At 64.3% G+C, this 22,371-nt stretch carries 17 protein-coding genes and 1 rRNA gene; 12 read left to right on the top strand and 6 right to left on the bottom strand.

The window, feature by feature from the left end; genetic code table 11:
• Positions 1–74: ribosomal RNA gene (locus AC3FJ6_RS24295) — 16S ribosomal RNA — on the bottom strand; the annotation flags it as partial.
• 590 nt (positions 75–664) lie between these two features.
• On the opposite strand from AC3FJ6_RS24295, the gene AC3FJ6_RS24300 reads away from it, so the two are divergent.
• The 7 genes from AC3FJ6_RS24300 to AC3FJ6_RS24330 all read left to right on the top strand — a co-directional run bounded on the left by AC3FJ6_RS24300 (position 665) and on the right by AC3FJ6_RS24330 (position 8,656).
• Entirely contained in the window at positions 665–1,054 is a 390-nt protein-coding gene (locus AC3FJ6_RS24300) for an OsmC family protein (protein ID WP_488774064.1), read from the top strand.
• Between the two features lie 434 nt (positions 1,055–1,488).
• Positions 1,489–2,310, top strand: a complete 822-nt coding sequence (locus AC3FJ6_RS24305; protein WP_488774158.1) for a hypothetical protein — start codon at positions 1,489–1,491, stop codon at positions 2,308–2,310.
• A gap of 343 nt (positions 2,311–2,653) precedes the next feature.
• Positions 2,654–3,298, top strand: coding sequence for a response regulator (locus AC3FJ6_RS24310; RefSeq protein WP_488774065.1), 645 nt, complete (start codon positions 2,654–2,656; stop codon positions 3,296–3,298).
• Positions 3,295–3,726: an Hpt domain-containing protein gene (locus AC3FJ6_RS24315; RefSeq protein WP_488774066.1), complete on the top strand. Its 432-nt coding sequence runs from the start codon at positions 3,295–3,297 to the stop codon at positions 3,724–3,726. Before AC3FJ6_RS24310 ends, AC3FJ6_RS24315 begins: the two co-directional genes overlap by 4 nt.
• A 114-nt stretch (positions 3,727–3,840) precedes the next feature.
• On the top strand, positions 3,841–4,818 hold the full coding sequence (locus tag AC3FJ6_RS24320; protein WP_488774067.1) for a DedA family protein/thiosulfate sulfurtransferase GlpE: 978 nt from the start codon (positions 3,841–3,843) through the stop codon (positions 4,816–4,818).
• 90 nt (positions 4,819–4,908) lie between these two features.
• A complete protein-coding gene (locus tag AC3FJ6_RS24325; protein WP_488774068.1) occupies positions 4,909–7,530 on the top strand; it encodes a hypothetical protein in 2,622 nt (873 codons plus the stop codon).
• 115 nt (positions 7,531–7,645) lie between these two features.
• Positions 7,646–8,656: an LLM class flavin-dependent oxidoreductase gene (locus AC3FJ6_RS24330; RefSeq protein ID WP_488774069.1), complete on the top strand. Its 1,011-nt coding sequence runs from the start codon at positions 7,646–7,648 to the stop codon at positions 8,654–8,656.
• A 19-nt stretch (positions 8,657–8,675) separates the two neighbouring features.
• Here the strand turns inward: AC3FJ6_RS24330 and AC3FJ6_RS24335 are convergent, their stop codons facing one another.
• The 3 genes from AC3FJ6_RS24335 to AC3FJ6_RS24345 all read right to left on the bottom strand — a co-directional run bounded on the left by AC3FJ6_RS24335 (position 8,676) and on the right by AC3FJ6_RS24345 (position 13,566).
• Entirely contained in the window at positions 8,676–9,173 is a 498-nt protein-coding gene (locus tag AC3FJ6_RS24335; protein WP_488774070.1) for a hypothetical protein, read from the bottom strand.
• Complete coding sequence (locus AC3FJ6_RS24340; protein WP_488774071.1) at positions 9,170–11,674, bottom strand: glycoside hydrolase family 19 protein; 2,505 nt, start codon at positions 11,672–11,674, stop codon at positions 9,170–9,172. The genes AC3FJ6_RS24335 and AC3FJ6_RS24340 overlap by 4 nt, the downstream gene beginning before the upstream one ends.
• Positions 11,675–12,003: 329 nt before the next feature.
• Positions 12,004–13,566: a methyl-accepting chemotaxis protein gene (locus tag AC3FJ6_RS24345; protein WP_488774072.1), complete on the bottom strand. Its 1,563-nt coding sequence runs from the start codon at positions 13,564–13,566 to the stop codon at positions 12,004–12,006.
• 185 nt (positions 13,567–13,751) lie between these two features.
• On the opposite strand from AC3FJ6_RS24345, the gene AC3FJ6_RS24350 reads away from it, so the two are divergent.
• Positions 13,752–14,501 carry a lipoate--protein ligase family protein gene (locus AC3FJ6_RS24350; RefSeq protein ID WP_488774159.1) on the top strand — a complete coding sequence of 250 codons (750 nt, stop codon included), beginning with the start codon at positions 13,752–13,754 and terminating at the stop codon, positions 14,499–14,501.
• A 17-nt stretch (positions 14,502–14,518) separates the two neighbouring features.
• Here AC3FJ6_RS24350 and AC3FJ6_RS24355 read toward each other — a convergent pair whose 3' ends face one another.
• Entirely contained in the window at positions 14,519–15,238 is a 720-nt protein-coding gene (locus AC3FJ6_RS24355) for a DUF3047 domain-containing protein (protein WP_487522501.1), read from the bottom strand.
• A 159-nt stretch (positions 15,239–15,397) separates the two neighbouring features.
• On the opposite strand from AC3FJ6_RS24355, the gene AC3FJ6_RS24360 reads away from it, so the two are divergent.
• From AC3FJ6_RS24360 to AC3FJ6_RS24375, 4 genes are all read left to right on the top strand, one after another.
• On the top strand, positions 15,398–15,616 hold the full coding sequence (locus tag AC3FJ6_RS24360) for a hypothetical protein (RefSeq protein ID WP_487522502.1): 219 nt from the start codon (positions 15,398–15,400) through the stop codon (positions 15,614–15,616).
• 35 nt (positions 15,617–15,651) lie between these two features.
• Positions 15,652–16,506, top strand: coding sequence for a polysaccharide deacetylase family protein (locus AC3FJ6_RS24365; protein WP_488774073.1), 855 nt, complete (start codon positions 15,652–15,654; stop codon positions 16,504–16,506).
• 96 nt (positions 16,507–16,602) lie between these two features.
• Complete coding sequence (fusA, locus tag AC3FJ6_RS24370; protein WP_400394625.1) at positions 16,603–18,708, top strand: elongation factor G; 2,106 nt, start codon at positions 16,603–16,605, stop codon at positions 18,706–18,708.
• A gap of 134 nt (positions 18,709–18,842) precedes the next feature.
• Positions 18,843–19,094: a GlsB/YeaQ/YmgE family stress response membrane protein gene (locus AC3FJ6_RS24375; protein ID WP_488774074.1), complete on the top strand. Its 252-nt coding sequence runs from the start codon at positions 18,843–18,845 to the stop codon at positions 19,092–19,094.
• Here AC3FJ6_RS24375 and AC3FJ6_RS24380 read toward each other — a convergent pair.
• Positions 19,059–22,184 (bottom strand): transglycosylase domain-containing protein, encoded by a 3,126-nt coding sequence (locus AC3FJ6_RS24380; protein WP_488774075.1) that lies wholly within the window; start codon positions 22,182–22,184, stop codon positions 19,059–19,061. The genes AC3FJ6_RS24375 and AC3FJ6_RS24380 overlap by 36 nt on opposite strands.
• Positions 22,185–22,371: the final 187 nt, after the last annotated feature.

Below are 22,371 nucleotides of genomic sequence, written 5' to 3' on the forward strand. Positions count from 1 at the left end.
CGCTGCCGTTCGACTTGCATGTGTAAGGCATGCCGCCAGCGTTCAATCTGAGCCAGGATCAAACTCTTCAGTTCAATCTCTGTGTGGTGCCGAAGCACCTCGCTCTTTCGAGCGGTCGCTCACTCTCAGAAAACTGACTGGTTCACGTCTCGCGACGCAAACCAACATGTTTTACTGTGCGAGCACTGATAACTTTTGAAGCATCACGAAGACCGAAATCTCCGTGGCGTTCGCCATCAAGCGCCCACACTTATCGGTTGTTTGTTTGTTAAAGAACCCGAGCGACCGGCTTTGCCGTTCGCTGTCGCTGCGTCTTTCGTCGCAGCGGAGAAACGAGATTATGCAGAGCATTCAACGTTTCGTCAACAGTTTTTGCAGAACTTTTTTCTGCCGGCCGGTGCCGCGAACTTCGCAACACCAACCTTCTGCCAACCCCGCAACCGTTGTCACCGCTGCGTTTGCAGCGCGCTTTGTGTTGCGAGGGGGCGAATATTAGATGGGATTGGCCGGGGGCGCAAGCCCCTTCTCATCCATCCGTGAAAAAATTCCTAAAGATACTATTAGGCCACTTGGGAGGCAGCCGCGGCGGTGCATGTATAGAATCAGAGTCGCCGGGCTGCCCGCCCGCCTTTTCACCAGAACACAGGAACCAGGAACACTACCGATGACAATCCAAGCCAAATGGCTGGCCGATTCCGGCTCGAGCGCCTGCGATCTCGGCAACGGTACGGCGCAGTGGCAGGCCGACCTTGATGCGCCGATGGGCAATCCGGCGATTCCAAACCCGCACGACTTGCTGGACTCAGCGCTGGCGGCCTGCACCACCCTCACGCTTCAGATCTACGCCAAGCGCAAGGGTTACGACCTTCAGGAAATCCATGTCAGCGTGGCCCACGAGGAAACCCCGGGATCCTACAAGCTGATCCGTCATATTGCTCTGCGCGGGGAACTGGCGCCGAACGTGCGGGAGGACTTGCTCCGCGTGGCCAACAAGTGCCCGGTACACAAGTCGCTCAGCGCGCAGATCACGATTGACACCACGCTGGCTGCCTGAGGCCGATAGATAAAGCATTGACCGCACAAATGATAATCGTTATCATTTGTACCCTCGGGTTCTGACACGACCTGAGTCAGCAAATGGGTTACCGGACACCTCCGTGTCCGGCCTTTTTCTTCGCCGTTTGCGCTCGCCCTTTCCCCTCTCCGTTGCCTTTCGCGATCCCACACGCTCGCATCGGCAGCGCGTCATCTTCCTGTCCCGCAACGCGCGCACTGTTGTCCTGCAGCGCGAGACAAAACCGACCCTGATTCGCATCCCGCAAACGCGGGGCACGTTTTCAAACTTTGTTCGATTGCCCACGGAGCCTGCGTCGCAATGCGATGTATTCCGCACTAATTCGCTTGGTCGGCACTTCATCGGGGCTTAATATGGACGCAAAAAAGAACATCTGTTGCACAAGTCAGGGAAGCATCGGGAGCGGGGACATCTTGGCGAATTACCTAGAAGAGTATTGCGCGCGAATCCGTCGTGGCGGCATTCGCGGTATCGCAGATAAGCCAGTCGTTGTGGATCAGGACGGGACGTATGTCATGAAGTACGTTCCGTTCGAGCATCGAAACGAAAACGCCAGACTGATACTGGTCAGTACCACGCCGGGCCATGCGCATGTGCAACTGGCTGCGACGGTGACCGACGAGTTGCTGCGCGCACACGCGCCCGGCCGCGTCATTCAGCGCGAACACAAACGGCGGGTGGAACTGGGCGGGCGCATGGTTCGGCCCAATCTGATCCGGATGCTCGATCACTTCCGGATTCCCGAGCTGATCGGCCAGCCCCACGCCGCCGCGCTCTGGAACGATGGATTCGAGGCGATCCAGCCATTGGCCGTGTTGCCGCACGCCACTACCCGGCGCGGCCTGGTCTTCGATGGCACGCTGGAAGACCTGCTCGATGCCCCCATGCTGCGGATAGTGTTCGACAACCTGTTCCTCGGGGCGCTGCGGCAATGCCGCCCCGATGCCGTGTATGTCGCGCTGGGCCGTACCGCATGGGCCGCCTTGCAGCACGCGGCCCGCCTGGGGTTGCTTGCACATGACCAGTTGCTGGGCATGATGCCCGTGCCGGCTCGGGCGGGCAGCATGGTGCGCTACTTCCTGCGCGAAATCAGCGAGCACGACCTTTCGCCCAACGATCCGGTGCGGCATCGGATCGATTGGCTCGATGCCGCTCATGCCGAGGTCGAAGTCAGGGTTCGCCGCCTGCGGGCACGCGCGGCGCCGGCCACCCGGCCCGACCGGCTGATGGCATGACACGGCATGCGGCATGGCCCCCGGCCATTTGTGCCGCATGCCCCACCTCGGTGGGGATCAGCCGACCCGCGAAGTGTCGATAACTCTCCTTGAGGAATCTGACCTCCTCGCATTCCCGATTCGCGGCCCCCGTAATCACGGCGGGTCGCTATTTTTTTGGCCGACGCAACGCCGCGCGCGCCTGAGCGACTGACGTAACACGGACTTTCTGCAACTTTCAGACTCGTTGCGGAAATTTCCCACAGCAATTGCGGAAGCGTCGCTTTTTCGGCGGGGGGAGCCCTCCTTATACTGGGTCGCCATGTGAAACAGTGGCCCATCCCGTTGGCCATGCGAGCAAGGCATGACAACCATCCTGATCGTCGACGATCACCCGGCGTTGCGACTCGCCCTGCGGGCACAGCTGTCGCAGCTGCCGGACATCACGCGCATCGCCGAAGCCGACAACGGCCAGACCGCCGTCGATCTGGTCAGGCAATACCGGGCCGACCTCGTCATCCTGGACCTGGACATTCCACGCATGAGTGGACTGGACGCCGTACCGCGCATGCGGGCGGCCCACCCGGGGGTGCGCGTGCTGGTGCTGACCGCGCAGGATGCCGTGCCGTTCGCTGCCCGCGCGATGCAGGCCGGCGCACAAGGCTTTGTCAGCAAGACCCAGGATCTGGAAGCCATCGTGCGCTGCGTGCAAAGCGTGCTTGGCGGATTTTCGGTGTTTCCGTCGGGCACGCCCCGCGACATGCCGCGCGACCCACAGCGCGACGGGCAATCTCCAAACGACACCCAAGGGCTGGGAAAGCTCACCGACAAGGAGATGGAAGTCCTGCGCATGCTCACGCGCGGCATGACGAACAAGGCCATCGGCAAGGCCCTGTTCATCAGCAACAAGACCGTGAGCAGCTACAAGACACGCATCATGAACAAACTCGGCGCCGAATCCCTGGTCGATCTGGTCGACTTTGCGCGCCGCTGCCGGCTGGTTCCATGAACACTGGCACGGCATGCATCCATCTCACCGCCGAAGAACGCCACGCCATCGGCGTCGCGGTGCGGGGTGCGGCATGCCACGACGCCACGGTGCAAGCCATGCTGGTGGCCCGCCTGCTGGACGGCAATGCCGCCGACGCGCGCGCCTTGCGCAAGGCCATCGCCCTTCGCGACTGGGCCGCCGTGCAGCGCAGCCTGCATCGCATCAAGGGCAGCGCCGCACTGGCGCGCTGCAACACGCTCGTAGCGGCCGGCAAGTCACTGGAATCGGCAGCCGGCCAAGCCAATGCCGCGGTCGTCAACACACTGTTTCCGCGATACACCGCTATCCTGAAGGAGTTCAATGACACACTACTGACTTTGCGTCCGGGGCAAGGCGGCACTGGCGAGCACAACCCGGACGCATTCCCTTCAACGAATTTGAAGTAACCCGGCGATTCAGCCGCATGCAAGCCGCGCGGCGCGCTGGCACACTACACACCGGTCCGGCGGTGCCCCCTTGCTTCAACGCCGCCGGCAATGACCAAACGCGGGAGACATGTCGTGGGTGATCTGCAGGCCTTGCTCGAAGGCCATGGATTGAGTCTGGTATTCCTGAACGTGCTGGCCGAGCAGGCGGGTCTGCCGGTGCCGGCCTATCCGATGCTGTTCGTGGCCGGCGCACTGTCGATGCAGGAGACCGGCCCATCGATCGGCGCGGTCCTGTTCGCGGTCATCGCCGCCTGCCTGATCGCGGACAGCGCCTGGTATTTCGCCGGCAAGCGGCTGGGCCAGCCCATGCTGCGCACGATCTGCCGGGTGTCCCTGTCACCCGATACCTGCATCCGCCAGACCCAGTCGCTGTACCTGCGGGTGGGTCCGCGATCGCTGGTATTTGCCAAGCTGCTGCCCGGTGCGGGGGCACTTTCCACGGCCATGGCGGGCATGACGGCCACGCCCTTCCTGACTTTCCTGTGCTACGACGCGCTCGGCGCACTGGTCTGGGCCGGCGGGGCGCTGCTGGCCGGCGTGGTCTTCAGCGACTTCGTCGACACGATCCTGGCGGCGTTCAGCGCCTATGGCCACGTCGCTGTCCTGGTTGCGCTGGGCGGATTCGCCCTGTTCATCGTCTGGCGCTTCTGGCAACGCTGGCGCCTGCTGCGCCGCACGGGCCGCATCCCCCGCATGACCGTGATGGAAATGGAACAACGCCGTGGCGCGGCCGACCGCCCCATGGTGGTGGTCGATGTCCGGGCGCATGGCACGACGCCGATCGAGCGTATTCCCGGCGCCCTGGTCATGGAAATGCGTGGACCGTTCAGCGCACTGGCCGATCACGACAAGGGCACCGACATCGTCGTCTACTGCGCCTGCCCGCATGAAATGTCGGCGGCCGTGCTTGCCGAGCGGCTGCGTGCGGCGGGCTACCCGAACACCTGGGCGCTGGCCGGCGGCTTCGATGAATGGAAGCGCCTGCAAGGCGCGCTGAATCCGGTGTCGGCCAACACGCCCGACGCGCCGACCCAGGCTGCCGCCCACTAGGGCCACGCCCGGCCCAGGCCAATCGCCGCTTTCCGTTCTGCTGCCGCTCCTATACTGGCCCCAGACGGTCTGTGCGCGAAAGGGGCGGGCATGCCGGAAGCCAACCAGGGCTGGGACGATTCCGGGTGGAACGATGAAGCCGCCCGTGTGGCGCATCGCCGTCTCGCGCTGCGGCTGCCCGTCGCGCCGGCCGCGCGCCAGCGCGTGGCTCTGGCGTTGTCCGGCGGCGGCCTGCGGGGTGCCGCTTTCTGCCTGGGCGTCATGCAGGCGCTGTCCGAGTCGGCCTGCCCCCCGTCGCTCCTTTCCACAGACAGTGGCATGCCAGCCTCGACGCCGCCAGGCCAATCGCTGCTGGCCCGTTTCGACTACCTGTCGACTGTTGGCAGCGGCAGTTTTATCGGCGCATTCTTTACCAGCCTGTTCGTACCTGGCCGGCTGGAGCCAGGGAGCACTCCCCGGCAAGCCGCCGAATCCGCCTATGGCACCTTGCAAGGCAATTCGAACGTCCCGGCCGGGCGCCGCGCCATGGCGTGGCTGCGCGAGAGTAGCCATGCGCTGACATCGGCAGATGCTGGCGATGGCCTGTGGGCGGCCATCGTCGTGGTGCGCAACTGGTTGGCGATGCAGTGCATTCTCGGCAGCATGCTGCTGGCGATAATGGCCCTGCTGGCGCTTGGGCTGCATCTGATGATCGGCGCGTGGCCCGGCGTGGGCCGCGACGAGATGACGCTGCTCTACGCCGCGCGACGGGCCTTCAACGAAAACCTTCCAGCTGTCTGGTGGAGCGAATACCTGTGGCTGCCGATCGCGTCGGCGTTGTTGCTGGCCGTACCGCCGGCCATGGCCTGCTGGCTCGTGTCTCCGCGCACGGACGACGCCGGCCAGCCAGCCCGTGCCTTGGCGCGGGCCGTGCTGCTGACCGGCATGGCCAGCGCGCTGGTGTTGATGGAAACCTTCAAGACGGCCCTCCTGATCTGGCTCGTTGTGGCCACCGGACTGGTCGTACTGCTGCCGGCGCCGCGCACCGTGGCCGCGTACCGTGCGCGGGCCGCGCGTGCGTTGCGCGCCGCGGCCACGCTGACAGTCGGGCTGGCGGCGCTCGGTGTGGCCGACACCATCGCCCGCAGCTGGTATCTGTATGGATCGATGGCCGCCAACCCCTGGCGCCTGGCCGGCCCCGCCCTGACTGCGGCCGCGCTGGCCTGGGTGGTCCATCACGGCGCCACCCGCCGCGCTGCCATCCCGCGCGCTGCCACCGCCGCGACCGGCGCGACATGGCGCTGGCTTCCCGCGCCGTCTCTTGCCGCACTGCTGACAGGCGCCGCCGCGGCCATGCTGGCGATTCTGCTCGTCGCGCTGTGGTCGTGGCTCGTGCTCTGGGTGCGCTGGGACGGTGGGGAACCCGTCGATTGGCTGGTCTTCGGCAAGGCGTGGACCACGTCGTCCCTGGTCGCGCTGGCCTTGATCGCCCTGGCCATTGCCATTGGCGTGGGACGCGGCGTTGGCCTGGTGAATCTGTCGACGCTGCAGCCGCTTCATGCCGCGCGGCTCACGCGTATTTATCTAGGGGCCTCCAATGGGCAGCGCCATGCCGCTACCGATGCGGCAAACCGGACCATCCCGACGCCCGGCGACGCGCTGTCGCTCGACGCCTATTACGATCCACGCACGCTGGCGCCGCTGCACCTGATCAATGTGACGCTGAACGAGTCGATCGGCCTGACGGGACAGCGGATTCCGCGCGGCCGGCGGGGTCGGCCGCTTTGCGTCGGACCCGGCTCCCCCAAGGTATCGCCACCCGCCGCAGGGCCCGCCACGCCGGGCCACCACGTTCGGGTCACTGTCGATGGCAAGCCATGCAACGGCGCGCCCGGCCAGCCAGATGGCATGCCAGGCGGCGCGCAGCTACGTACCGTCGGCGACTGGATCGCGCTTTCCGGCGGTGCCGTGCCCATCGGGCCGGGCAATGCCGCCACGCCGGGCGCTTCGCTGCTGGTCGGGCTGGCCAATCTGCGTCCCGGGATCTGGTGGCAAGGACGCATGACGGCCAATGGCGCCAGTCATCCGCCCCATCCCGGCTGGTTTGGCCAGCTGTTCCGCACCCAATACCAGTTGGCCTGCGAACTGACCGGGCGCTTCCACGGCATGCGGGGCGGCTGGCAGTATCTGTCGGATGGCGGCCACTTCGACAACACGGCGGTCTACGAACTGCTGCGGCCCGAGCGGCAGGTGGGCCTGATCGTGCTGTGCGATGGCTGCGGCGATATTGGCGGCGATGGCGGCAACCGCTTTGCCGACCTGGACAACCTGATCGCGCGTGCGCGCGCGGATCTTGGCCTGAGGATCGAGGTAGACCGCGCTGCCGCACGTGACCCCGTGCTGGGCACGGTTTTCGGTACGCCTGATGACCGTTCCGGCAACGCTTCGGCCGATGCCGGCGCCAAGTTTGCAGTCCTCCTGAATGTCCACAAGGCGGGACAGGCCGGCCCGGCCCGGGCCCGCATCATCGTCATCAGGCCGTGCCTCGCCGGCTGGGACTGCGACGCTGTACCCCCGTACGACGCGCGGCATCCGGCATTCCCTCCCGGAGCCGCCGCTCACGCATTTTTCGGAGATTTGCGATGGGAACACCATCGCGCCCTGGGACGGGCGCTCGGCCTGCGCATCGCCACGGGGCCGATCGGCGCACGACTGTTCGCGAGTGTTCCATGAGGCCCCACGGCCAGCATGGCCTCTTGCGCGGCGCCAGCACGATCGCTCGGCTGTGACTACCATAGCCCGTCCCTGAATTCAAAAGACGTGCGGCATACGTCGCGCGTGGCAATCCATGATTCCCTATTCCCTGCTCGATCTTTCGCCGATCGCAGAAGGCAGCGACGCGGCCCAGGCCATGCACAACACGCTGGACCTGGCCCGGCACGCGGAACGCCTGGGCTTTCGCCGCTTCTGGCTCGCGGAGCACCACAACATGCCGGGCATCGCCAGCGCGGCCACCGCCGTGCTCATCGGCTACGTCGCGCAGGGCACGTCGACCATTCGCGTCGGCTCGGGCGGCATCATGCTGCCGAACCATTCGCCGCTGGTGGTGGCCGAGCAGTTCGGCACGCTGGCGTCGCTCTATCCGGGCCGTATCGACCTGGGCCTGGGCCGCGCGCCGGGATCGGATCAGGCCACGGCGCGGGCGCTGCGTCGCCATCTCGATCACGACACCGCCGACAGCTTTCCGCAGGATGTTGAGGAGTTGCAGGCGTACTTCGAAGACGTGCGCCCAGGCCAGCGCGTACGCGCCGTGCCTGGCGCCGGGCTGAAGGTGCCTCTGTGGTTGCTCGGCTCGAGCCTGTTCAGCGCCCAACTGTCGGCCGCAATGGGGCTGCCTTTCGCATTCGCGTCGCACTTCGCACCGGGCTTCATGCGCCAGGCCGTTGACCTGTACCGCCGCACGTTCCGGCCATCCGACCAACTCGACCGGCCGCACGTGATGCTGGGGCTGAACGTATTCGCCGCCGACACCGACGACGAGGCGCGCCGCCTGTTCAGTTCGCTACAGCAGCAGTTCCTGTCCCTGGTGCGCGGCACCCCCGGCCAGCTCAAGCCGCCCGTGGACGACATCAGCCGCCTGTGGGACGCCAGCGAGGCCGATCACATCCGCCGCTCGCTGGCCTGTTCCGTGGTGGGCGACCCGTCAACGGTACGCGACGGTATCCAGCGTTTTGTCGACGACCTGCGCCCCGACGAACTGATGCTGACCGGCCAGATCTATGACCACCCGGCACGCCTACACTCCTTCGAGATCGCGGCGGACGCGATGCAGGCAGTACAGAGGACGGCGGTGATTTGAGCGGGCGGTGGGCCCACAACTAATTATCGATTCCGTCGACAGGGTCCACCGTTTCGATGCCGCGAAAAGCGCGCGGGCTAATAGAAACATAATCACCCGCTTGACACACGTGGTTCGCAACAAGACGCCCACGTTTTACTACGTAAACTCCGCTTGGTTGACCCTGATATAGCACGTAATCGTAGGCTCCCGACTGAAATTTCACATGAGTGAAGCTGACGTTTCCTGCGGCGATATCACTGATTGAAAATATATTCTTCGGAGGCCGAGGAAGTTCAGGATATTGAAGTTCAATCGCTTCCGGCATTCCAAATCTGTACTGAACATATCCATTAGCAGGGGATATATTTCCGGACGCACATAGCGAGACGATTTTTTTACCGGCCAGGCAACTGAAATATACTTCCTCAGAGGAACCACACAACGTCGTCTCGTCCGCTCCCGCAACGGCAGGCAACGCCACCTGCAACGAGATACCGGCCATGAGGCGCGCAGCAGTTTTGATTTTATCGTTCAATCGAAAATCCCTTTCTCGTAGATCGCCTTAAAGTTTCGCACCCGCTTCTCATAACTGTCGGTGTACATGTTTATGATCTTAGTTATCTTATTTACCTGCTCATCTGCCGCTCCTTTATCGGCTATTGCCGGGAGGCGATTTTTTACCCAAAAATACGCTGCCGAGCGCACCGCATATTTTGGCTGACGCAGCAGATCGGGTTCTTCTTCAAAATCGATGATTTCTTCCGGCCATTCCTTTTGGTTTGTTGCATGCCACTGCGTAAAATCGCGATAGTTTGCCCTGCCTGTAAGCTGCTTGATACCTCTTCCCCTATATCTCCATCCATCGCCGCTTTCATAATTTCCATTTCCGAGGTCTTTGCGACCGCCATAGGCTCCATTGGCAATAGCTTCGAAATCATCTTGCGTCATCGCCTGACCGTCCGCCTTAATCGGCCGAACTTTGTCATATCCGTGAAGTTCGGCTTCCTTCGGATTTTCTCGAAAATACGAAAATACTGACAAGGCACTCGCCTTCCATATAAACCCTTCCTCAAGCCTGAGGGAGGCTCCGGTTTCCTGCATGACCTGCGCAAAAAAATGGATTCGCCGGAGTGGCGTGTCCAACTTATAAAATTCAAGATGTAAGTTAATCTCTTCCGTGATTTCCAAAAGGTCGGACCTTTTTGCTGTTGGGAACAAGGACTCCAACATTGCAATTGTGAATTTTAATAGACCCCGGCCAAAATTCCCCACCAGCGCGACAGGATGAATATGAAACACCTCCGGCCCCGGCAGGTCGGACAGAGCGGCTTTCACGTCATCCCACCAGACGAGGTCTTCGATTCGTTTTTGCTCAGCCTCGTGTTGTCGCGCTTCTCCAAGGGCCGTGACGAGCCGCTTCCATTTGGCGGGATTAGCCCATTCGCTTTCGTGCTTGATGATGAGCCGCGACATCGTCAGAGCACGCCACGGGTCGTTAGCCACGCAACATAATTCATCGGCTGCGCGCTTGTCGTCGTGCGCGGGGTAGATTGCGCGATAGATTGCAGTCATCAGTGGGCTCAGTTTGGAGAGTGCCGCAGACTCCGGCACGTCCGCCCCCGTTACATAGTCGACGTATGACTGGGTAGCCGCAAACAACGTATGCGTCGGGTCATGCGCGTGTTCCAATGTGTCAAAGTCGATCCACGATTGTGGGAATTCACGGGTCACGCGACCACCGGCGAAGTTTTGCTCTCGCACCCAACCGCTGATGGGGTTGCGTAGCATGTTTGCACCGCCCACATTCCACCAGTTCAGCTTGAGGTTGTCGGTTCCCGGCGCTAACTCCGCATAGCGGTTCTCCGAATTCCGAGACAGTTCCGAGAATTTTTCAACGACAATGACATCGGTGCGGGGTGCTTCCTTTCCCTCGTGCAATGCTGCCTTGTACAGCTTGGTTCCTTTTCCCACACGCAGGATCGTTGGCTCCGCCGGCAGCCCAAGCGCCTTCCATTCCTTGGGGTAAGTAGACTTCTCCGCAATCCACTCTCGTCCTTTCGCAAGGAACGACTTGATGTCATCCCCGCAAAACACCTCGACATGCGTCATCCGGCTGGAGGTTTTCTGATTCAGAGAATCGTAGCGCCCCAGGTAGCCAATCAGCTCGCCTGCCTTGATCTTGACGGGTGGTGTCGGAACGACCACCTTGTCGAGGTGATCCTCCGGCATGACTTCCTCGACGACATGCCCGCCGTGTTCCTTGCCCAGGAAGGCCCATCCGCCAATGGCGGCAGTCGGCGCCGCAAACGCGCCCGCCTTGGGCGGATACGGCCGCGCCTCGTGGATATTCTTGATCTTGCCCCAATTGCCGGTGCGCTCGCTGATGCTGAACAGGGTGCCCTGCGGCAGGATGCAAAGCGGTCTGCCATAAGGGCGGGTCGCGCGCACGCGTAGTCCTTGCTGCCCTGCGGGGGCCGGCTGTCCGTGGCTGCCTCTGGAAGGCTTGTCCCGAGCAAACGGCGTGACCTTGAACTCGGGCGACCAGTACGCCGGCCGCGGTAGCCTGGTATCGTCCTCATACCCCCTAAGGTCCTGCAAGTGCATGTACAGACTGAAGAACGTCAGCGTGGTGCCGCGCGGAAACTCCATCGCGTGACGGACGAGGGCAAAGCCGGTGCTATAGGGGGCATTGACCGCCGGGTTGTCGTCACCTGCGGGCAATTCGCTGACCGGATAAGCCTTGTTCAGACGCCACGCCACAACCTCGCCATCGGCTATGCACCGTACGCCATGCCTGATGTCCAGGAATTGGCCCGCCCCTGCTTCCGAAATATGGATACCGCCATGCCACATGCCGCTGCGGCTGACCGAATAGCCACCGGATGGCTCGTTTTTCAGCAGCCTGTGGAATTCATGTTCGTCGATAATCTCGACCGCAGAGGCATTGTTCCCATGCCCCTTCTTGCGCATCGGAAAAGTGAAGCGCAACAGCTTCAATGGTGGGAGGCGCGGCGTAGTCGGCTTGCTGTTCGACATTGTCCGCCTTAATTGGAGATTCCAGAATTCATATCGCCCTCGACGTCGAGAACCGACGACTTCGTCCGAATACTGTCGCCGGCGGAATACCTAGCGGCGCACAGTAAGCCATCTGTCCGGGCGTGGTAAACCTTCACTGCACGAATTCCGATTCGTTCACGATCTAGCGCAATAGCCATGCAGATTAAGGCTATGCCTATGTGGCGCCGTCAGGTCGAGGGGCGAGTAATCCAGGGCAAGCCGTCTGATCGAAACGCTCAAACAAAAAACCGCAGCCGAAGCCGCGGTTTTTTTCATCGGGCCGATGGCGGCGACGCCGCCGCGTTGCTTCAGACCCCCGCCAGGCGGAACGTCGAGACGGCGCGCATCATCGAGTCGGCCTGCTCGGCCAGCGACTGGGCGGCGGCGGCGGCTTCTTCCACCAGTGCGGCGTTCTGCTGGGTCACCGAGTCCATCTGCGTGACGGCCTGGCCGACCTGCTCGATGCCGGTGCTCTGTTCGGCCGATGCGGCGCTGATCTCGCCCATGATGTCGGTCACGCGGCGGACGGCGCCGACCACTTCCTGCATGGTCTCGCCGGCCTTTGTCACCAGCGTGGAGCCGTTGTCCACCTGCGCCACCGAATTGTCGATCAGTGTCTTGATTTCCTTGGCCGCGTTCGCGCTGCGCTGGGCCAGGCTGCGCACCTCGCCGGCCACCACGGCAAAGCCACGGCCCTGTTCGCCGGCACGGGCGGCTTCCACGGCGGCATTCAGCGCCAGGATGTTGGTCTGGAAGGCAATGCCTTCGATCACGCCGATGATGTCCACGATCTGGCGCGATGCCTGGTTGATCTCGCCCATCGTGGCCACCACCTCGCTGACCACTTCGCCGCCACGGTTGGCGATCTCCGAAGCGTTCACGGCCAGCGCGCTGGCCTGACGCGCATTGTCGGCGTTCTGGCGCACGATGCCCGTCAGTTGTTCCATGCTCGATGCGGTCTGTTCCAGCGCCGAGGCCTGTTCCTCGGTGCGCTGCGACAGGTCGTGGTTGCCGGCCGAGATCTGGTTGGTCGCGGTGGCGATCGAACCGGCCGCGCCGCGGATGTCGCCCAGCGTGGCCGACAGGCGGTGCTGCATCTGCTGCATCGCGGCCAGCACGCTGTGGTGGTCGTCGGCACGCACCTGCACCGGCACGGTCAGGTCGCCGCCGGCGATGCGCGCCACGGCTTCCACGGCATAGGCCGGCTCACCGCCCAGGCTGCGCTTGACGGTACGCATGATCATGCCCATCACGGCGGCGATCAGCGCGCCGATCAGTAGCGTGCTGAGCAGCGCGTTGATCAGGTTGGCGCGGAAGGCGTCCTCGATGTCGATCAGGAACACGCCGGTGCAGACAAACCAGTCCCAGTCGGCCACGTAGCGGCCATAGGTCAGCTTGCGCTGGGGGTTCTCGGTGCCGGGCAGGCGGCCGCGATAGGTGGAAAAGCCGGCGTCCTCGCCAGTGGTGCGGCGCGCGCCCTCGATGATGGCGCGGTACACGTACACGCCGTCCGGGTCCTTGAACTCGCCAACCTGGTTGCCCTCGGTCTGCGGCAGGCCCGGGTTCAGGATCACCTGCGGCTTGGAGTCGACAATGAACAGGTAGCCGTTCTGGCCGAAGCGCATCGCGCGCAGCGCGTCCTTGGCGGCCTTCTGGGCGTCTTCCTTCGACATCGTGCCCTTGGCGGCGCGCTCGGCATACAGCTTGACGATGCCCTCGCCCGTCGCTACCAGCGACTGCAGGCCGTCGCGGCGCTCGGCCATCATCACGGACTTGGTGTGGAAGGCGTTCCAGGCGCCGAGCGCCAGCAGCAGCACCCACATGACGGCGAGTGCCGCCCAAAGTTTGGCATTGAGGGTAAGTCGGTTCATGATGCGACAGGCTGAGGTATAGGGGAGGACTCCGCGCGACCCTTTGCGGGAGCTCTTTGTTTGCCTCGGAGATAACGGCATTTGCGGCGCAGCTTTTTAGCACCAGACTGGCGCATGGCGTAAGCTGCACGTGAGATCCGTGACCGGACGTTGCCAGGCCAACCTTTCGAGCTGCCATGACCTTGATGCACGCCACGACGTTTTCGTTTGTCGATTCCCATCCCATCGAGACCGATCCGCTGCAGGGCGAACTGACGCTGCTGGACCACGCCGCCCGTTCGGGTCCGGTAGCCCAATTGTGGGAAGCGCCGCTGTCGCTGGTAATTCCGCGCAGCTACCTGCGCCAGCCCGGCATCGAGGCGGCTCGCGCGGACTTTGCCGCCAAGGGGTGTCCGGTCTGGTTGCGCATGTCGGGCGGCGGCCTGGTGCCGCAGGGGCCGGGCATCCTCAATGTCAGCCTGGCCTATGCCGTGCCCAAGGGCGCCGCCAGCTGGATGGAACCTGTTTACCTGCACCTGTGCGAGGTCATCGCCGCCGGCCTGCGCCAGGTGGGTGTGGAAACGCACTGGCAAGCCGTGGAGGGATCGTTCTGCGATGGCCGGTACAATCTGGCCTGGGGTCCCGGCGACCGCGCACGCAAGATCGCCGGCACCGCCCAGTACTGGCGGCGGGCGCCTGCCGACGTGCAGACGCCCGACGGCCAGCGCCATCTGGTGCTGGCGCACGCCATCCTGCTGGTGGATGCCGATCCGGAAGACATCAACGCGCGCGCCAATGCGTTCGAAGCGGCCATTGGCAGCGGCCGGCACTATGACCCGGCCAAGGTGGTCAGCGTCCGGGAAGCCGCCGGGCTGGACGACGCCAGCGGCCTTACCGCGCGCGTGTCATCGGCGATTCAGGCGGCCATTGCGGTCTCCACGCCGCCTGGTAGTTAAGTGCGGCGCGCCGGGGGCTACTTGCCGGGCTGGAAGCCGATATCGCCGTACCAGGCCCGCGCCGTGGCGCCGGTGTTGTCGGTGTCGGTCAGGATGCCGTAGCCGGTGAGCTTGCCCGGCGCTTCGTGGAACGCCTTCTGGAAGTCGCTGACCACGTTGCGGCGCAAGGTCTGCCATTTGCCGGCCTCGTTGCCCACCACGATCATCTGCACGCGGCTGGTATGCGGATTGGCGATGACGGTGCCCACCGGCGCGCTGTTGGTCCAGATATACATCAGCGTGGCGTAGGGCAACTTCTCGCCTGCCACGCCGGCGGCCAGCGCCTCGGCACGGTCGCCGATCGACAGGTTGCTGCTGCGGCCGTCGAAGAAGAAGACCAGGCGAGCCGGGGCATCCTCCCTGGCGCCCACGCTGTTGTCGGCACCCGGGATGGCCGCCGCCACTTTCCAGCGCCATTCGACGACCGGCGTTTTCGACAGGTCGATATCGCCTTCGTGGACCAGGCCCGACGCGGCGCCAGCGGCATCGGCCTGCAGCACCGTGGTACCGTTCGCGGCGACCAGCGCATAGCGGGTCAGCTTCTTGCCGGATACCACCGGGCGGTTCTGCCAGCCATCGGGCAGCGCGCCACCGGGCTTGCCGGCCGAAAACGAAACGCCGGGGCCGTCCGCCAGCGCCGGCAGGGCGGCGCAGCACAGCAGGGCGGACAACAGGACTGCAATAGGGGGGCGGACCATGGGACGGCCTTCGTGTTCGGGTGAAAGGGTGCGCGAGAAGCGTCGCGAGTTCCTCATCATTCTAGGTAGCCTGCCGGCAACGTGCCGTGAGCCGGCGACTGATTGCACGATCGGACGCGCGCTGACATCCCCTCAACGACGGGAAAAAGGAATGCGGAGATGGGACTGCTGATCGAAGCCATCGGCTGGCTGTTCATGGAACTGATCGTCTACGGGGTGTTCTATGCCATCGGCTGGGTCGTGCTGATGGCCATCACCTTCGGCGCCTATCCGGGCCGCTGGCGGGGACCCGACAACTATGTCGATGCCGAATGGACGGCCTTTGCCGGTTTGATCGCCACGGTCAGCGCCGTGGTCGTTGTTTTTAAATTGCTTTGAAGATCACTTTTACTTTGCGCCACACCGTATTACCGATGTTCCGTCCCCTCGTCGCAGCGGCCATCGCCGCCACGCTGGCCTTGTCCGGCTGCGCGATGGGGCCGACCACACCACTGCCGCCCGACACCGCCGCCCGCCTGGCGCCGGTGCGCTTCCTGCTGACGTTGGACGATGGCCCGGACACCGGCCCCTTTGGCGGGACGCCGCTGATCCTGCGCCAGTTCGCCGACAATCCGGTCACGCCGGGGGTCAAGGGCATCTTCTTCGTCCAGACCGAAAACCCGCGCCGTGGCGGTGGCCCGGAAGGCCGTGCGCAGATGCACGAAACCTGTGCACAGGGCCAGCTGATGGCCGTCCACAGCGGCATGGTGGGGGGCCATATTTCCCATACGAAGCTGGCGCCCGACGTCCTGGCGGCATCACTGCGGCGCGGCCAGGCCGACATCGCGGCCCAGTGCGGACAGGCGCTCGCCGTGGTGCGTCCACCCAACTGGGCCTACAGCGCCGGCACGCAGGCCGTGTATGCCCAGGCGGGCCTGGGGATGCTCATGGCCGACGCCAGCGCGCGCGACGGCAAGATCTATGGCTGGACCATCAGCCTGCGCCGACGCCCGCACATGCGCCGCGAACTGGAGAACGTCGGCCAGGCGATGGTGGCCCACCGCCTGCCGGCCGTGGACGGCGTGACGCCAGTGATCGTGGCCTTCCACGACTCCAACGGCTTCACGGCATCGCACATGACGGAATACCTGCGCATCCTGGTGGAAACCGCCCGCGACAACGGCTTGCCACTGGCCGACCCGCCGTTCTATACCGATACTCAGGCAGCCGCGCGTGCAGCACTGGCGCGCGCCGCCGCAGGCGTCTACGCACGCGAAAGCTGGCCCTGATTTCCCCGCTATGCCTTATGCGGCATGGGGAAATACGCGCACATCGCGGAAGTGCTACGCTTGTCGGCCCGTGGTGCCCGAACCAGGAGAAACACCGTGCCCCGCAAGACCCCCATCGAACGCTACCGCAACATTGGCATCAGCGCCCATATCGACGCCGGCAAGACGACAACGACGGAGCGCATCCTCTTTTACACCGGCGTGAATCACAAGCTGGGCGAGGTCCATGACGGCGCGGCCACCATGGACTGGATGGAGCAGGAGCAGGAGCGCGGCATCACCATCACGTCGGCCGCCACCACGGCGTTCTGGAAGGGCATGGCCGGCAACTATCCCGAGCATCGCATCAACATCATCGACACCCCGGGCCACGTCGACTTCACGATCGAGGTGGAACGCTCGATGCGCGTGCTCGACGGTGCCTGCATGGTCTACGACGCCGTGGGCGGGGTGCAGCCGCAATCGGAAACCGTCTGGCGCCAGGCCAACAAGTACAACGTGCCGCGCATCGCCTTCGTCAACAAGATGGACCGCGTGGGCGCCGACTTCCTGCGCGTGCGCGACCAGATCCTGAGCCGCCTCAAGGGCAATCCCGTGCCGATCCAGATTCCGATCGGCGCCGAGGACAACTTCCGCGGCGTGGTCGATCTGGTTAAGATGCAGGCCATCGTCTGGGACGACGCCAGCCAGGGCGTGCGTTTCGAATACACCGACATTCCGGCCGACCTGAAGGACCTGGCCCAGGAATGGCACGACAAGATGATCGAGGCCGCCGCCGAGGCCAGCGAGGAACTGCTGGAGAAATACCTGGGCGGCGAGGCGCTGAGCGAGGCCGAGATCAAGGCCGCGCTGCGCAAGCGCACGGTGGCCGGCGAGATCCAGCCGATGCTGTGCGGCAGCGCGTTCAAGAACAAGGGCGTGCAGGCCATGCTCGACGCCGTGATCGACTACCTGCCCTCGCCGGTGGATGTTCCCGCCATCCTGGGCCACACCGAGGACGACAAGGAGGCCGAGCGCCATCCGAGCGATGAGGAGCCGTTCTCCGCGCTGGCCTTCAAGATCATGACCGACCCGTTCGTCGGCCAGCTGATCTTCTTTCGCGTGTACTCGGGCGTGGTCAATTCCGGCGATACGGTCTACAACCCCGTGAAGGGCAAGCGCGAACGGCTGGGCCGCATCCTGCAGATGCACGCCAACGTGCGCAACGAGATCAAGGAAGTGCGCGCCGGCGACATTGCGGCCGCCGTGGGCCTGAAGGAAGCCACCACGGGCGATACGCTGTGCGACCCCGACAAGGTCATCATCCTGGAACGGATGTCGTTTCCCGAGCCCGTGATCTCGCAGGCCGTGGAGCCGAAGACCAAGGCCGACCAGGAAAAGATGGGCATCGCGCTGAACCGCCTGGCGCAGGAAGATCCGTCGTTCCGCGTGGCCACCGACGAGGAATCGGGCCAGACCATCATTTCCGGCATGGGCGAACTGCACCTGGAAATCCTGGTGGATCGCATGCGGCGCGAGTTCGGCGTGGAGGCCTCGGTCGGCAAGCCGCAGGTGGCCTACCGCGAGACCATCAAGAGCGCGGCCAAGGACGTGGAAGGCAAGTTCGTCAAGCAGTCAGGCGGGCGCGGTCAGTACGGCCACGTGGTGCTCAATGTCGAACCGCTGCCACAGGGCGGGGGCTACGAATTCGTCGACGCGATCAAGGGCGGCGTGGTGCCGCGCGAGTTCATCCCGGCGGTGGACAAGGGCATCAAGGAAACGCTGGAGACCGGCGTGCTGGCCGGCTACCCGGTGGTCGACGTCAAGGCGACGCTGGTATTCGGTTCGTACCACGACGTGGACTCGAACGAAAACGCGTTCCGCATGGCCGGTTCCATGGCCTTCAAGGAAGGCATGCGCCGCGCCAAGCCCGTGCTGCTGGAGCCGATGATGGCCGTCGAGGTGGAGACCCCAGAGGAATTCACCGGCAACGTGATGGGCGACCTGTCGTCGCGGCGCGGCATCGTGCACGGCATGGAGGACATCGCGGGCGGCGGCGGCAAGATCGTGCGCGCCGAGGTGCCGCTGGCAACGATGTTCGGCTATTCCACGTCGCTGCGCTCATTGACGCAAGGCCGCGCCACGTTCACGATGGAATTCAAGCACTACGCGGAAGCGCCGGCCAATGTGGCCGAAGCCGTGATCAGTTCGCGCAAGACCTGAGCTGCCCCGGGCCAGCCGGCCTGAAGGCAACGCGGCGCGTCAGTGCGCTGGCGCGCCGTCGAGGTACCCCGGTTCGTCACATGACGGTGGCACAATGGGCCACCGGTCCCTCTTCGCAACGGAAGGAGCGCATCATGATGGCATTTCTCGGTACGGTATTCGTTGGCCTGATTGTCGGACTGATTGCGCGGGCCATCAAGCCCGGCGACGACAAGATGGGCTGGATCATGACCATCGTCCTTGGCGTGCTGGGCGCGCTGCTGGCTGGCTATGTGGGCCGCGCGATGGGGTTCTACCGCCCAGGCGAGCCGGTAGGCTGGATCGCCTCCATCATCGGCGCCATCGTCCTGCTATTTATTTACGACGCGGTCCGCCGCAAGCGCTAGGTTTGCCGGCGCCGGGTCATCGGCGGCGGGCGCCAGCGAGGCCGTCGACGGCTGGATCGCCATCATGGTGGTGTCCTGGCAGCGCAGCAGCGCGGCGTCGCTGCCAGGCGCGGCCATGGCCGTGATCTGCGGGGCCAGCGCCCGCAGCACCCGCACCGCCAGCGCGCTGGTGAACGAGTAGCGCGCCGCATACGGCTCGCGGACGTGCAGCGTCACCGTGCCGAAGTACCGATTGCCAACCAGGAAGACGAACGTCGCCGAGCGGTTCACCGTGCGCGACGCGATCACGCGTCCGCCCGGCCCGTAGGTCTGGAACACCTGCTCGCCCGTGCCGGTCTTGCCGGCAACCAGCAGCGGCGCCCCTTGCGGCTGGCCCTTGTGGTTCACCGGCACGAACGCGCCGTTGATCGACTTGGCCGTGCCGCGCTGTACCACGTCCAGCATCGACTGCCGCACCAGCACCGCGATTTCAGGCGCGATCAGCGGCTTGCCCGGGCTGGGTTGCAGGCTGTACGTGGTGGCGTATGGCGTAGCCGACGCAAAGGCGAACGTGCGCACCGTGGACGGCTGTGCATCCACGCCGTTGTTCAGGATGATGCCGGCCAGCTCGGCCAATGCCGAAGGCCGGTCGCCCGAGGCACCGATCGAGGTGGCGTACGACGGCGTCAGCGTATCGAACGGATACCCCAGCCGCTGCCAGCGCCGGGCGATCTTCTCGAAGGCCTCGCGTTCCAGCAGCGTGCGGATGCGGCCATCCTGCCCCAGCTTGCTGCGTGTCTTGAACAGCCACACGTACACGGCCTGCCGCTCCTGCGCGCTCTGCTGCAGGACGTCCTTCAGCGGGGCGTCGGGATGCGTGCCCAGGTACTCCACCATCCACAGTTCCAGCGGATGGATGCGGGACAGGTAACCGCGGTCGTTGAGGTTGAACTTGTCGTGGCCGTACTTGGCATAGAGCTTCTGCAGGTCCTCGTCATCGAACTTCTGCTTGGGCATCCACTGCCGCAGCGTGCGGGCGAAGGTCTCATAGTCCGTATTGGGCCGCGCGCTCAGCAACGCCACCGACAGCCGCACCGCGCCCAGGTGCGGCGTGGGCTGCTTCACGCGGCCCAGCAGCACCTGCAGCCGCTCGTCGTTGGTCTTGCCACGGTAACGCTGCCAGAAGTTGACCATGAACGCGCTGCCTTCCTCGTCGGCAAAGCGTTCCAGGTAGGGGCGGCGGCCCGGGTCGTTGCGATCCTCGATCAGCGATCCGGCCTCGGGATGCGCCAGGAACACCTCGTAGCGCACGATGTCGCGCATCATGCGGATGAACACGAGGTTGACCGAATGCTGGAACCCGATGCGCACGGTCATTTGCCGCTCGCCTTCCCACTTCTCGAAATTCGTGAAGCTCTGCATGCCGCCGCCTGTATAGAACGCCTCGCCGGGATTGCCCGAATACTTGCGTTCCATCGCGGCGTCGAGCATGGCGGCCCGCTCGCGTTCGGCCGGCTTGGCCTTGATCAGGTAGTCCACGGCCCACCGTGTCAGCGCATCCTGGCGCGGCACCTGCACCGCCTTCAGTTCGGCCACGCTCATGCCCGCATAGCGGTCGTGCAGCTCGTTGATGACTTCCAGGTAGGTGACCAGCGTGCGCAGCTTGGCGGTGGACCCCAGGTTCAGCCGCGCTCCGGCATTGATGTCGAACGGCTGGTCGACGTTGTCTGTCTGCACCCGCACGACGGCCGCGTTGCCGACGCGCTCGAACAGGGTGAAGCTGGCCACGAGCCGCGATGGATCGTCGCTTTCCTTGAGCAGGTTCTTGCCATAGAGCCCCATCTCGTGGGCGCCATCCTTGGTACCCACGCGCAGCAGCGTCTCGGTCACCTTGCGCTGTGCCTCGCGATTGATGGTGCTGTCCACGGTCAGGTCGAGCCGGTCGAGGTCGTAGCGGCTATCCACATGCAACATGTGCTGCACGTCGTTGCGTACCTGGTTGACCGCCTTGCGCGTGACCCAGGGGTCGGGCGCAGGCCGCTTCGGCGGGGCCGCCTTGTCCAGCGACTGCGCCAGCGCGGCGTCGCGCAGTTCCGGCGTGATGGCGTTGGCCGACGCCAGCAGGCGCAGGTAGCTGCCGGTCAGTGCGTCCAGGTTGGTGTCGTCGCGCCGCAGGTGATACGACGGGCGACGCTGCGAGATGATCAGCGACAGCACGCGCTTGTACACCTGTGCCGCGCGCGGCGACGGGTTGCGCGGATCCATCTCGCGCAGCAGCTGGTTGGCTTCGGCGAAGTCTTCGCCATACCAGACGTACAGCGCGTCGCCGACACCCTCGATTTCGCCATGACCCGCCCGCGCCGACAGCGGCACCGTGTTGACATAGTCAACCACGATGTTCTCGCGCGCCCGCTGCGTGTCCGGCCCGTCGCGGTAGGCACGCAGTGAAGCGGAGGTCATCTGCCGCAGCTTGTCGGCAATCGATTGCGTCTTGCCTTCGGGCGAATGCCGGTATTTCTCGATCTGCGTGGCCAGCGTGCTGCCGCCGGGATGGCGGTGGTTGCGATCGACCAGGCGGATGCCCTGGTCCATGACGGCACGCGAAAACCGGCGCCAGTCCAGCGCCGGGTTCATCATCGGGTATTCGGGGTTGAGCAGGTTCTGGTTTTCGACGAACAGCAGCGACGTGACCAGCACCTTCGGAATCGAATCGAAATTCTCGTATTGCCGCTGCGGATAGCGGTCGTACGACATCGTCAGCGCATTGCAGTCGCGAATCAGCAACCCGGCCTGGGTCTTTTCCCGGTAGGGCGGGAAAATGCCCTGGTCCATCAACCGGATCATGTCATATGACATGCGCGACTGCGATGTCGTGACGTAGCCTTCTCGAAGTAGCCGTTCGCCGAATTCGCCAAGGCGTTCGTAGCCAAGACGCAGATCGTAGGGGCCGGAGTGCGGATAGCGGATGCTGTCGCTGGGGCCGGGCAAAACCTCGAAGGTCAATGACTTGCCCAGCCGGCTCATATAGCGAGCCTGCCATTGAGAGGTCTGCGCCTCGTTGGAGACGAGGCTCACGACCATGTACGCGCCGCCGCATACGGCGACTGCCATCCCTGCAAGGACCCAGCCACGACGTGACACGTTTTGCATCCGGTTGCGCCGGGCCCACCGTCTCGGCAGGCATCGCCGGCTCAAAGCCTGCGCCACATGACCTTCATTCGGAGGCCACCGCGTGTATTTATATTACGCGGATCGCTGCCGAATGTGCGACCGAAGTTGGCAACCGCACGTATTCAAA

The organism is Cupriavidus sp. 94F1, assembly GCF_057798875.1.

Bases quoted from the DNA above. Each gene is read 5' to 3' on its own strand.
- AC3FJ6_RS24325 (WP_488774068.1), top strand. From the start codon at position 4,909: ATGCCGGAAGCCAACCAGGGCTGGGACGATTCCGGGTGGAACGATGAA.
- AC3FJ6_RS24310 (WP_488774065.1), top strand. From the start codon at position 2,654: ATGACAACCATCCTGATCGTCGACGATCACCCGGCGTTGCGACTCGCC.
- AC3FJ6_RS24340 (WP_488774071.1), bottom strand. From the start codon at position 11,674: ATGTCGAACAGCAAGCCGACTACGCCGCGCCTCCCACCATTGAAGCTG.
- AC3FJ6_RS24315 (WP_488774066.1), top strand. From the start codon at position 3,295: ATGAACACTGGCACGGCATGCATCCATCTCACCGCCGAAGAACGCCAC.
- AC3FJ6_RS24365 (WP_488774073.1), top strand. From the start codon at position 15,652: ATGTTCCGTCCCCTCGTCGCAGCGGCCATCGCCGCCACGCTGGCCTTG.
- AC3FJ6_RS24330 (WP_488774069.1), top strand. From the start codon at position 7,646: ATGATTCCCTATTCCCTGCTCGATCTTTCGCCGATCGCAGAAGGCAGC.
- AC3FJ6_RS24345 (WP_488774072.1), bottom strand. From the start codon at position 13,566: ATGAACCGACTTACCCTCAATGCCAAACTTTGGGCGGCACTCGCCGTC.
- AC3FJ6_RS24375 (WP_488774074.1), top strand. From the start codon at position 18,843: ATGATGGCATTTCTCGGTACGGTATTCGTTGGCCTGATTGTCGGACTG.
- AC3FJ6_RS24380 (WP_488774075.1), bottom strand. From the start codon at position 22,184: ATGGCAGTCGCCGTATGCGGCGGCGCGTACATGGTCGTGAGCCTCGTC.
- AC3FJ6_RS24350 (WP_488774159.1), top strand. From the start codon at position 13,752: ATGCACGCCACGACGTTTTCGTTTGTCGATTCCCATCCCATCGAGACC.
- AC3FJ6_RS24300 (WP_488774064.1), top strand. From the start codon at position 665: ATGACAATCCAAGCCAAATGGCTGGCCGATTCCGGCTCGAGCGCCTGC.
- AC3FJ6_RS24355 (WP_487522501.1), bottom strand. From the start codon at position 15,238: ATGGTCCGCCCCCCTATTGCAGTCCTGTTGTCCGCCCTGCTGTGCTGC.
- AC3FJ6_RS24360 (WP_487522502.1), top strand. From the start codon at position 15,398: ATGGGACTGCTGATCGAAGCCATCGGCTGGCTGTTCATGGAACTGATC.